We start from the raw sequence: 10,118 nt of genomic DNA, 5'->3' as shown, positions 1-10,118 counted from the left end.
CGACAGCCGCTTCCTCGGGCGTCCCGGGCGCGGGCGCGGGCGGCGTGGCCTTGTCCTCGGCCGGCTTCTTCTTCCAGAACTTCAGCATCGCGGGCGAATTCGGCGAAAATGCGGGCCGACAATGCTAGCACCCGGGCGTCTACACCACCTGCCGATGCGCAATCCTCCCCCGAAACCCGCGCACGGCGCCGTGCGCATCGTCGCCGGCCGCCTGCGCGGCTCGCGCCTCGCAGTGCCCGTGCGCGAGGGGCTGCGCCCGACCCCCGATCGTGTGCGCGAGACGCTGTTCAACTGGCTCATGCCGTACCTGCCCGGCATGCGCTGCCTCGACCTTTACGCGGGCACGGGCGCGCTCGGCATCGAGGCGCTCTCGCGCGGCGCCGGATCCTGCACGTTCATCGAGCGCGACCGCGAGCTGTGCCGCGCGCTCGCCGACAACGTCGTGCGGCTGCGCGTCGAGGGCGCGGAAGTCGTGCATGCCGACGCGGCCGGCTGGCTCACGGGCGCGGCGCGGCCGTACGACCTGGTCTTCCTTGACCCGCCATTCGATGCCGGACTGTGGCAGGGCGCAGCGGCCGCGATCGAGCAGGGCGGCTGGCTCGCCGATGGCGGCTTCGCCTACGTGGAGTCGCCGCGCGAGGCGCGCTTCGAGCTGCCGCCCGCATGGCTGCCGCATCGCGAGGGTTTCGCGGGTGCGGTCCGCTTCGCGCTCTATCGCCGCTCCGGGGCGGTTCCGCTAAGCTAGCGGCCATTTCGCAGGGACGGCCCATGCCTACCACGCAGCAGCGCGCGCGCATCGCGGTCTATCCGGGCACCTTCGATCCGATCACGAATGGCCACATCGACCTCGCCAGCCGCGCGGCGCCGCTGTTCGACCGCCTCGTCGTCGCAGTCGCGGACAGCTCGACCAAGATGCCCGCGTTCGACCTCGCGATGCGCATCGACCTCGCGCGCACCGCGCTCGGCGGCCTCGCGAACGTCGAGGTGCGCGGCTTCTCGACGCTGCTCGCCGATTTCGTCGAGGAGATCGGTGCCGGAGTGATCCTGCGCGGGCTGCGCGCCGTGTCGGACTTCGAGTACGAGTTCCAGCTCGCAAGCATGAACCGGCACCTGATTCCGGCCGCCGAGACGCTGTTTCTCACGCCGGCCGAGCAATACAGTTTCATCTCGTCCTCGCTGGTGCGCGAAATCGCGCGCCTCGGCGGCGATGTTTCCGGATTCGTCCATCCGGTCGTGCAACAGGCGCTGCGCACGCGCTACCTGAATTCGACAACCACGAGGTAAATCCCCATGCGCAAGATTCTTCCGATCGTAGCCCTCGCCGTCGCCGCGACGCTGTCGCTCGGTGCGTGCAGCTCGGGCGAGCAGACGGCCGTGCCCGCCGCCGAGCAGAAGCCCGCGATCCCGCCGATGCCGGCCAACCCGACCGACAAGAACGCGTGGAAGCAATACCTGGTCGCGGTCGTCACCGCGAACATGCAGGGCGTGAAGAGCAACCACCCGTACATGTACTTCGTGCCGGGCGGCGACGACGAAGCGTCCGTCGCCGATCGCAACAACCAGCTCGAGAACGTGCGTACCGTGGTTTCGCGCGGCGTGCTTCCGGGCAACATGATGGCGTTCGGCGGCCCGGATTCGAAGCTGACTTCGGCGCTCATCATCGACGCGTTCAAGGACGCGACGCCGGGCTCGTTCAAGGAGGTCGTCGTGCTCTTCGTCGGAGCGACGGCCGAAGGCGCCGCGGTCAAGCTCGCGCTCGACCCGACCGGCGCGGACGTGCGCTTCGTCGAAGCCAAGTAGGTAGGGAGTCGACACGGGGATCGGGAATCGCCGCGTCGCGACGCGGACGCTCTTCCCGATTCCCGCCTCCCGATACCCCGACCCATGTCGCTCAAGATCACGGACCAGTGCGTCAACTGCGACGTCTGCGAGCCGGTCTGTCCGAACAAGGCGATCAGCCTCGGCAGCGAGTTCTACGAGATCGCGCCGGAACTCTGCACCGAATGCGTCGGCCACCACGACGAGCCGCAGTGCGTGATCGTGTGCCCGGTCGAATGCATCATCTCCGACCCGGAACACCCCGAAACGCGTGAAGCGCTGCTCGCGAAATTCGAACGCCTGACGGGTTGAATCGCGGTGGATCGCGCCGCATGGTTGTCGATGTCGCGTGATGCGGCGGCGCGCGACAGGCGTGCCGCCCATCGCGCATGCCATCGCTCGCGCGCGGCCGCCCGCGAACCGCCGCAATGGCGCAGGGCGGTACGCGCATCGCGCGTGCCGCCGCTCGCGCAACGCCGGCCGCTTTGCCCGCAATCGCGGGAATGACGCAAAATCCAATACCCCGGCGAGGAACACTCCATGAACCATCGTTGGAAGCAGATCATCCTCGCCGCACTCGTCGCGATCGCCTGCGCAGGCGCGTCCGCGGCCGACAAGCCGAGCCACGCGGCGATCGCGAGCGCGCACACGCTCGCGACCCAGGCGGGTTTCGAGGCGCTCGAGATGGGCGGCAACGCGTTCGATGCCGCAGTCGCGGTGGCGGCGACGCTGTCGGTGGTCGAGCCGCAGAGTTCGGGCATCGGCGGCGGCGGACTGTTCCTGCTGCGGCGCGCGTCCGACGGCAAGGAAGTCATGCTCGACGCGCGCGAGACCGCACCGGCCGCGGTCGATCCGAAGGATTACCTCGACGCGAAGGGCCAGCCCGATCGCGACCACGCGCTCAACGGCCCGCTCTCCGCGGCGATCCCGGGCGAACCGGCGGTGCTGGTCAAGCTCGCGAGGGAGTACGGCAAGCTACCCTTGTCGAAGTCGCTTGCCCCGGCGATCCGCATCGCGCGTGACGGCTTCCAGCCCGATCCGCGCGCGATCCGCGCGATCGCGCGCCAGCGCGACACGCTGATGCGCTGGCCGGCGTCGGCAGCGCTCTACCTCGTCGACGGTGCAGCGCCGAAGGACGGCTGGATCTTGCGCCTGCCCGATCTCGCGCGCGTGCTCGAGGCGATCGCGCGCGATGGCGACGACGGCTTCTACCGCGGCGACATCGCCAAGCGCCTCGTCGCGGGCGTGCGTGAGGCGGGCGGGCGCTGGACCGAGGACGACCTCGCGAAGTACGAAGTCAAGGAACGCGCGCCGATCACCTTCGAGTATCGCGATTGGCACATCGTCACCGCACCGCCGCCGTCGTCGGGCGGCATCGCGCTCGCCGAGATGCTCAACATCCTCGGCGGTTACGATCTCGGCAAGCTCGATCGCGCGCACCGCGTGCATCTCACGGTGGAGGCGATGCGCCGTGCGTACCGTGATCGCGCCGAATACCTCGGCGATCCGGATTTCGTGAAGATGCCGGTGGCCGAACTCACCCATCCGCTCTACGCGGCCGGCCTGCGCGCGTCGATCCATCCGGACAAGGCGACGCCGAGCGACATGCTGCCCGGTTACATGGCGCCGCCGGAAAGCATGCATACCTCGCACTTCTCGATCATCGACCGCGACGGCAACCTCGTTTCCGGCACGCAGACGGTCAACACGACCCTCGGCTCGAAGTTCGTCGTCGCGGGCACCGGCTTCGTGCTCAACAACGAGATGGACGATTTCGCGCTCGTCCCGGGCAAGCCGAATGCATACGGCCTGCTCGGCAACGACGCCAACGCGCCCAAGCCCGGCAGCCGCCCGCTGTCGTCGATGACGCCGAGCTTCATCGTCGGCAAGGACCGCATCGGCGTGATCGGCACACCCGGCGGCAGCTACATCATCACGATGGTGCTCGAAGGCATCCTCGCGTTCGTCGAAGGCGAGACCCCGGAGAAGATCGTCGCGCTGCGCCGCTACCACCACCAGTACATGCCCGACGCGATCGAGGCGGAAGCGGGTGCGTTCACGCCGGCGGAGAAGGCCGCGCTCGAGGCGATGGGGCACACGATCAACGTCGCCGCGGGCACGTGGCCGTTCGGTTTCATGAACGTCGTGAGCTGGAACCGCAAGACCGGGGAGATGCACGCGGGCTCGGATCCGCGCGGTGATTCCGGCAGCGGCATCGTCAAGTAGGTTGGGATGTTCCCCTCTCCCGCTCGCGGGAGGGTTGGGGTGAGGGGTGATCGGAGCGTACGCTTCGTCTACCCTCACCCGATTCGCTGCGCGAGTCGACCTCTGCCGCGTGCGGGAGAGGTGAACGCGGTGGCATCCACACATCAAGGTTCGGCGCGCGCATGAAACTCTGGTCCATCCTCGGCAACTCGCAGAAGCTCGACGGCGGCGCGATGTTCGGCAACGTGCCGCGCGCGATGTGGGAACACTGGATCGCGCCCGACGCCGACAACCGCATCCCGCTCGCGTGCCGCGCGCTGCTCGTCGAAGGCCTGAACGGCAAGACCGTGCTGTTCGAGACCGGCATCGGCGCGTTCTTCGAGCCGAAGATGCGCGAGCGCTTCGGGGTGGTCGAGGATCGCCACGTGCTGCTCGACTCGCTGCGAGCGGCCGGGTTCGGCCACGAGGACATCGACGCGGTCGTCCTCTCGCACTTGCACTTCGACCATGCGGGCGGCCTGCTCGCGGCCTGGGAAGAGGGCAAGGCGCCGCGCCTGCTGTTCCCGAACGCGACCTACGTCGTCGGCGAGGAGTGCTGGCAGCGCGCGACCCGTCCGCATCCGCGCGATCGCGCCTCGTTCATTGCCGAGCTGCAGCCGCTGCTGGAAGCCTCGGGGCGGCTCGAACGCGTGCAGGGGACGCACTCGCTGACGCTCGGCATGCAGGTCCGTTTCGCCTATTCGAACGGCCACACGCCTGGCCTCATGCTTTCCGAAATCGCGACGCCGTCCGGCGGCATCGTCTTCTGCGCCGACCTGATTCCGGGCCGGCCGTGGGTACACCTGCCGATCACGATGGGCTACGACCGCTACCCGGAACTGCTGATCGACGAAAAGCGAGCGTTCCTCGAGGACAAGCTCGCGCGCGACGTGCGCCTGTTCTTCACGCACGACGTCGGCTGCGCCTGCGCGCACGTGGCGCGCGACGACAAGGGGCGCTTCGGCACCCGCGGCGAAGTCGCCGAACTCGTCGGCGAGGCCGCCTGATGGCGCGGCGCGGGCGCCGTTCCCGCAGTGCGCCGTCGCTGTTGCTCGTCGCGGCCGTGGTCGTCGCGGTCGGCGCGGGCGCGTGGTGGCTGTACCGCCACCCGCGTGCGACCCCGCCCGCGTCCGCGCCCCCAAAGCCGATTGTCGCCAATCCCGCGCATGTCGATCCGCGCAACGACGGCCGCGAGGTCGAACTCGACGGTCCGCTGCGCGTCGCGCGCCCCGCGCGCGACGACGCGTTCGCGATCGAGGCCGCGGCGGTCGTGCTGCTGCGCGACGTGCGGATGCTGCAATGGCAGGAGCATTGCGCGGGTGCGCAGTGCCGTTACGCGCTCGAATGGTCATCGCAGCGCATCGACTCGCGCGCGTTCCGTGAGCCCGCCGGCCATCGCAACGACACGCCGTTTCCGTTCTCGAGCGAACGGTTCCCCGCGGCCGACGTGCGGCTCGGCGCCTTCGAGATCGATGCGAACCTCGCCGCCGCAGGCGCGGCGCCGCAGGCGTATCCGGTTTCGATCGCGCGCCTGCCGCCGAACCTCGCGGCGACGTTCCGCGACTGCGACGGCGCGCTCTGCACGGGCGACCCCGCGCGACCCGTCGCGGGCGACCTGCGCGTCGCCTACCGCATCGTGCCCGACGGTGTACGACGCATCGTCGGCGTGCAGCAGGACGGGCGCGTGCGGGCGCCGGAGCGCTGATTGCGCGAGCATCGCGGCGGGCTGCGGTCGCGCCGCGAGGCTGGCCAGCTCGTGTGCGCGCGCGTCGATGTGACGAGCGCGACGAGGCGGTGTACCGTGACCGCCGACCACAAGGGGCCCGACCATGCACATCACCGGAATCTACGCCGCGTTCGCGACCCTGCTCGTGCTCGTGCTGGCCATGCGCACGTCGCTCGGCCGCCACGGCAAGCGCATCTCCGTCGGCGACGGCGGCGACGACGACATGTTCCTGCGCATCCGCGCACACGCGAATGCGATCGAAAACCTTCCGCTCGCGCTGATCCTGCTCGGCATGCTCGAATGGAACCAGACCCGGCCACTCTGGCTGCACGCGTTCGGCTGCGTGCTGATCGCCGGCCGCGTGCTGCACGCGTTCGGCATGTCGGTCCCGTCGTTCTCCCGCTTCGGCCGCGTCAGCGGCACCTTCCTCACCTGGACCGTGATGGGCGTCATGGCCGTTCTGCTGCTCTGGCAGTGGCTTGCGTTTGCTTCCATGGCCTGAGACGTCCGCAGCGAGTGCGACGCCTTGAACGCGACGCCCGCAGCGCACGCCGAAGCGAGCATCGACCCGGCCAATGCCCCCCTGGATCGCCTCGCTTCGTCGGCCTCGCGTGCTTCGACGACCCGCTCTTCTTCGTCAGCGTGCGAAGAGCGTCGCGTGATCGAGCATGTAGAGGCCCGCGAACATCTTAGGATCGATCGAGTAGCCGGCGTTGATCTTTTCGACGAGCCATGCCGCCGCTTCGTGGCGCGCGACTTCGTGCACGGTGATCTCTTCGGTTTCGTCGCCGCCGCCCTGGTCGACGCGTTCGAGATCGCGCGCGAGCACGAAGGCGAGGATCTCGTTGCTCATGCCGGCCGACGTGGGCCCGGACATGAGGAAGTCGATGCGGCGGGCGCGGTAGCCGGTTTCCTCGACGAGTTCGCGGTGCGCGGCGTCGACCGCGCTCTCGTCGGCACTGCTGGCGACGTCGCCGACGAGGCCGGCCGGCATCTCGATCGTCATGCACTCGATCGCGGGACGATACTGTTCGACGAACAGGATGCGGTCCTCCGGCGTCACCGCGATGATCATGACGCCGCCGCCCGGATTGGTGCGTTCGGCGTACTCCCAGCGGCCGCGGCGCTTGAGGCGCAGCCATTTTCCGTTGCAAAGCGTTTCCGTTTCGGTCATTGTGTGCGGCTTTCCTGAAACTATTCAGCGGGTTGGCGGTCCATGGCCGGACCCCCCACGAGGAACGATCGAATGATGATCCGCCGCATTCTATGCACTTTCGCGTTTGCCCTCGTGGCCGGCACCGCTGCGGCCGCGCCCGCGGTGCAGGCGGGGGCGGGTCTTGACCCGAGGCACCTGTCGAAGGGGCAGATCGACCAGATGCAATCGCCGGCCGCGCTGCTGCGCGCGGCTGCGCTGTACAAGCAGGGCGACGACCTCGACCGCCTCGCCTGGACGCTCGAGCGGCTCACCGCGTTCGAGCCCAATGTCGGCGAACTCAAGCTCGCGCTCGCGACGACGTACGCCCGCCAGGGCGAGAAGACGAAGGCCTACGACCTCCTGCTCGGGATGCAGCGCGTCGGCTACGGTTACGACCTCGCCGAGAACGCCGATTTCGCGAAGATTTCCGGCACCAAGGTCTGGACCTACATCACCGACGGGCTCAAGACGAACCTCAAGCCATTCGGCGAGGGCAAGGTCGCTTTCTCGCTCCCCGCGGGCGACCATCTCTACGAATCGCTCGCCTGGGACCCGGTGCGCAAGCAACTGCTCGTCGGCAGCGTGCGCGACGGCACGATCATGCGCGCGGACGCCGACGGCAAGCTCACCGATTTCATAGCGGCTGGCGCCGATGGCCTCTGGAGCGTGTACGCCATGGCGGTCGATGCCGACGACGACGCGCTCTATGTCGCGAGTACCGCATCGCTCTACTTCAAGGGATTCAGCCAGGCGAACTACGGCCAGGCGGGCGTGTTCAAGTTCCGCCTCTCGAACGGCAAGCTGCTCGAGAAGTACCTGCTTCCGTCCGGCGCGCAGCCGAACACGCTGTCGAGCCTCGCCGCGCGCAAGGGTCTCGTGTTCGCCGCGGACGGCCTGCACAACGTGATCTACCGCCTCGACGGCGGCGCGCTCAAGCCGATGGTCGCCAACCCGAAGCTGACGAGCGTGCGCGGCCTCGCGCTCAGCGACGATGGCAAGACGCTCTACTTCGCCGACTACGCGCTCGGCATATTCGGCGTGGACCTCGCCGCAGGCAAGCCGTTCGACCTCAAGTACGACCCGGCCAAGCTCGCCCTCGGCGGCATCGATGGCCTGAGCTGGTACGACCACCGGCTGGTGGCGATCCAGAGCGGTATGTCGCCGCGACGCGTGATGCGCATCGCGCTGGCCGACGACATGAAGACGGTCACCGCCGCGATGCCGCTGGATGCGGCCAATCCCGCGTTCGAACTCCCGACCTACGGCGCGGTCGCGGGCGATTCGCTGTATTTCGTCGCGAACAGCCAGAAGAATGCGTACGACAGCTACGGATCGCCGAAGGACGAGCGCAAGCTCGAGCCGGTCAAGGTGTTCAGGACCGACCTGCGCTTCGCCTGGGACGGCGGGACGCTGACGAGCGCCAAGGTCGCGCCGGCGTCGAGCGTGATCAGCGATTCGAAGCCGGGCAGCGGCGTGTTCTCGAACGTGGACGGCGGCTCGCAGTCGGTCACCGGGAACTGAGGCACGCGAGCGCGGGGGCGTCGGCGGCGTCAAGCCCGTTCGTGGCGCCGACGGTCGGGCGCCGCGCGCAACGCGCGTGCCGCCGCGGGCGACGCGAATCGACGACGCGGCCCGGCGGGGATGGCGCAACCGCGCGCGACCGGAGCGGATCCTACGCGAGCCGCCAGGGGGCGGTGGACGCGGCGGGACTCGCGGCTGCGCGGGTCGAGCCGCACCGGCGGATCATCGGGATTGCGTGGACGGCTCGCGCAAGGCCCTCACGCGTGCACGCGTCAGCGGGCCGAAGCGCAGGCGCTCGAGCAGCTCGTCGATCGCCTCATCCGGCAACCTGCGGCGATAGTCGTCGGCGCTCGCGGGCACCGGTGCGTCGAGCGCGATCCCGGTCAGCGATCGCGACAGGCGTGCCGTCTGCGCATGTTCGCGCAGGCGCATCGACGCGGCGGCCGCGCCGCGCGTGCGCAGGAACGCGACCTCGTCGGCGCGTTCGAGCAGCGCATCGAGCGTGCCGAAGTGATGCAGGAGGATCGCCGCGGTCTTCGCCCCGATGCCGGGCACGCCGGGAATGTTGTCGATCGCGTCGCCGGTCAGCGCGAGATAATCCGCGACCTGGTGCGGATGCACGCCGAGCCGCGACTTCACGCCCGCGCTGTCCCAGCGCTGGTTGCGCGGCGGATCCCATTGCTCGTCGCCGCTGCCGATGAGCTGCGCGAAGTCCTTGTCGGCCGACACGATCACGCCGCGGAAGCCGACGTCGCGCAGACGCGCGAGCGCGCTGCCGATGAGGTCGTCGGCCTCGAACTGGTCGTCGACGAGCACGGTCGCGCCGAGCGCTGCGGCGAACGCCTTGCAGCCGGCGAACTGGCGCATCAGATCGGCCGGCGCGGCCGGCCGGTTCGCCTTGTAGGCAGGGTAAAGCGCGTTGCGGAACGAGGTGTTGAGCGATTCGTCGAACGCGATCGCGAGATGCGTCGGCCGCGCGCGTTCGAGCAGGTCGAGCAGGAAGCGCGCGAAGCCGTGGACCGCGTGCACGGGTTGGCCGTCCGCATCTTCCGCATCGGGCACCTGCGCGAACCATGCGCGGCAGACGTAGAGGCTGCCGTCGACGAGATGGACGGTGTCGGCCATCGCCTCAGGTCCACTCCGACCAGATGTCGGCGAGCGCGGGGCGCGCGCGCTCGGGCGCAGTTTCCTTCGCCGTGCCGACGTGCACGAACGCGATGACGCGCTCGTTCGCGCCGAGACCGAGCAGGCGGGCCACGTCCGCGTCGTAGGCGGCCCAGCCGGTCAGCCACTGCGCGCCGAAGCCGAGCGCCTGCGCGCCGAGCAGCAGGTTGTAGGCGACGCATCCGGCCGACAGCAGCTGCTCCTGCGCGGGAATCTTCGGGTGGTCGGCCTCGATGCGCGCGATCACGGCGACGATCAGCGGCGCGGCGTTGAAGCGCTCGCGGTCCTTCTCGAGCACGCTCGGCGACACGTCGGGTTCCTGCCGGGCATGGATTTCGGCGAGGCTGCGACCGAGCCGGGCGCGCGCCTCGCCGCGGATCGCGAGCAGGCGCCACGGCACGAGCTTGCCGTGATCGGGCACGCGCACGGCGGCCTGCAACAGGCGTTCGA

12 protein-coding genes are annotated in these 10,118 nt (G+C 69.4%); 9 read left to right on the top strand and 3 right to left on the bottom strand.

Annotated elements, in window-relative coordinates:
• Positions 1-154 precede the first annotated feature (154 nt).
• The 8 genes from rsmD (at position 155) to VI238_RS13515 (ending at position 6,290) form a co-directional block, all read left to right on the top strand.
• A complete protein-coding gene (gene rsmD / locus VI238_RS13550) occupies positions 155-745 on the top strand; it encodes a 16S rRNA (guanine(966)-N(2))-methyltransferase RsmD (RefSeq protein WP_331652229.1) in 591 nt (196 codons plus the stop codon).
• A gap of 23 nt (positions 746-768) precedes the next feature.
• Positions 769-1,284, top strand: coding sequence for a pantetheine-phosphate adenylyltransferase (gene coaD / locus VI238_RS13545; protein ID WP_331652227.1), 516 nt, complete (start codon positions 769-771; stop codon positions 1,282-1,284).
• A 6-nt stretch (positions 1,285-1,290) separates the two neighbouring features.
• Positions 1,291-1,800: a hypothetical protein gene (locus tag VI238_RS13540; protein ID WP_331652225.1), complete on the top strand. Its 510-nt coding sequence runs from the start codon at positions 1,291-1,293 to the stop codon at positions 1,798-1,800.
• 84 nt (positions 1,801-1,884) lie between these two features.
• Entirely contained in the window at positions 1,885-2,130 is a 246-nt protein-coding gene (locus VI238_RS13535; RefSeq protein ID WP_331652223.1) for a YfhL family 4Fe-4S dicluster ferredoxin, read from the top strand.
• A gap of 228 nt (positions 2,131-2,358) precedes the next feature.
• Complete coding sequence (gene ggt / locus VI238_RS13530) at positions 2,359-4,044, top strand: gamma-glutamyltransferase (RefSeq protein WP_331652222.1); 1,686 nt, start codon at positions 2,359-2,361, stop codon at positions 4,042-4,044.
• Positions 4,045-4,205: 161 nt separating this feature from the next.
• Positions 4,206-5,069: an MBL fold metallo-hydrolase gene (locus tag VI238_RS13525; protein WP_331652220.1), complete on the top strand. Its 864-nt coding sequence runs from the start codon at positions 4,206-4,208 to the stop codon at positions 5,067-5,069.
• Positions 5,069-5,767 (top strand): TMEM43 family protein, encoded by a 699-nt coding sequence (locus VI238_RS13520; protein ID WP_331652218.1) that lies wholly within the window; start codon positions 5,069-5,071, stop codon positions 5,765-5,767. Before VI238_RS13525 ends, VI238_RS13520 begins: the two co-directional genes overlap by 1 nt.
• 124 nt (positions 5,768-5,891) lie before the next feature.
• Positions 5,892-6,290, top strand: coding sequence for an MAPEG family protein (locus tag VI238_RS13515; RefSeq protein ID WP_331652216.1), 399 nt, complete (start codon positions 5,892-5,894; stop codon positions 6,288-6,290).
• A gap of 135 nt (positions 6,291-6,425) precedes the next feature.
• Here VI238_RS13515 and VI238_RS13510 read toward each other — a convergent pair whose 3' ends face one another.
• Entirely contained in the window at positions 6,426-6,962 is a 537-nt protein-coding gene (locus VI238_RS13510) for an NUDIX hydrolase (protein WP_331652214.1), read from the bottom strand.
• Between the two features lie 114 nt (positions 6,963-7,076).
• Between VI238_RS13510 and VI238_RS13505 the strand changes: the two genes are divergently transcribed.
• Positions 7,077-8,504 (top strand): hypothetical protein, encoded by a 1,428-nt coding sequence (locus VI238_RS13505; RefSeq protein ID WP_331652212.1) that lies wholly within the window; start codon positions 7,077-7,079, stop codon positions 8,502-8,504.
• 222 nt (positions 8,505-8,726) lie between these two features.
• On the opposite strand, the gene VI238_RS13500 is transcribed toward VI238_RS13505, so the two are convergent.
• The gene (locus VI238_RS13500; protein ID WP_331652210.1) at positions 8,727-9,629 is read right to left on the bottom strand and encodes a 5'-3' exonuclease; all 903 of its coding nucleotides are present in this window, start codon (positions 9,627-9,629) and stop codon (positions 8,727-8,729) included.
• Positions 9,630-9,633: 4 nt separating this feature from the next.
• Positions 9,634-10,118: nitroreductase (locus tag VI238_RS13495; protein WP_331652208.1), on the bottom strand; the 485-nt coding region annotated here is incomplete at its 5' end.

Origin of the sequence: Dokdonella sp. (assembly GCF_036518555.1) — a bacterium.
In the GTDB taxonomy this organism is placed as follows: domain Bacteria; phylum Pseudomonadota; class Gammaproteobacteria; order Xanthomonadales; family Rhodanobacteraceae; genus Dokdonella_A.
Note: the sequence above shows the minus strand (reverse complement) of the source record. Positions and strands in the feature narration are given on the sequence as shown.

Bases quoted from the DNA above. Each gene is read 5' to 3' on its own strand.
- VI238_RS13500 (WP_331652210.1), bottom strand. From the start codon at position 9,629: ATGGCCGACACCGTCCATCTCGTCGACGGCAGCCTCTACGTCTGCCGC.
- VI238_RS13535 (WP_331652223.1), top strand. From the start codon at position 1,885: ATGTCGCTCAAGATCACGGACCAGTGCGTCAACTGCGACGTCTGCGAG.
- ggt (WP_331652222.1), top strand. From the start codon at position 2,359: ATGAACCATCGTTGGAAGCAGATCATCCTCGCCGCACTCGTCGCGATC.
- rsmD (WP_331652229.1), top strand. From the start codon at position 155: ATGCGCAATCCTCCCCCGAAACCCGCGCACGGCGCCGTGCGCATCGTC.
- VI238_RS13510 (WP_331652214.1), bottom strand. From the start codon at position 6,962: ATGACCGAAACGGAAACGCTTTGCAACGGAAAATGGCTGCGCCTCAAG.
- VI238_RS13520 (WP_331652218.1), top strand. From the start codon at position 5,069: ATGGCGCGGCGCGGGCGCCGTTCCCGCAGTGCGCCGTCGCTGTTGCTC.
- VI238_RS13525 (WP_331652220.1), top strand. From the start codon at position 4,206: ATGAAACTCTGGTCCATCCTCGGCAACTCGCAGAAGCTCGACGGCGGC.
- VI238_RS13540 (WP_331652225.1), top strand. From the start codon at position 1,291: ATGCGCAAGATTCTTCCGATCGTAGCCCTCGCCGTCGCCGCGACGCTG.
- VI238_RS13515 (WP_331652216.1), top strand. From the start codon at position 5,892: ATGCACATCACCGGAATCTACGCCGCGTTCGCGACCCTGCTCGTGCTC.
- coaD (WP_331652227.1), top strand. From the start codon at position 769: ATGCCTACCACGCAGCAGCGCGCGCGCATCGCGGTCTATCCGGGCACC.